The 259-nt window shown below is 45.6% G+C and carries 1 rRNA gene; it reads right to left on the reverse strand.

Annotated features, from left to right (window positions below):
- A 16S ribosomal RNA gene (locus AACQ95_RS15895) occupies window positions 1–110 on the reverse strand; the annotation flags it as partial.
- Window positions 111–259 lie beyond the last annotated feature (149 nt).

A 259-nucleotide genomic window follows, 5' to 3' on the forward strand; every position in this document is an offset into this window, starting at 1 on the left:
CCGCCGCTCGCCGGCAAAAGTAGCAAGCTACTTTCCCGCTGCCGCTCGACTTGCATGTGTTAGGCCTGCCGCCAGCGTTCAATCTGAGCCATGATCAAACTCTTCAATTTAAGTTTGGTTTGCTTCGTGTCATTACCGAAGTAACAACCTTCAGCGGCTCAATGAATTGCTGAAATAAACTGTTCGGCTTGTTATTGCTAACAAGTCGTTTTGGTCACTTCACCAGACATTGAAAATCAACAAAATTGTTTGATGTTCG

Source organism: Aeromonas sp. MR19, assembly GCF_963899305.1.
Taxonomy (GTDB): domain Bacteria; phylum Pseudomonadota; class Gammaproteobacteria; order Enterobacterales; family Aeromonadaceae; genus Aeromonas; species Aeromonas bestiarum.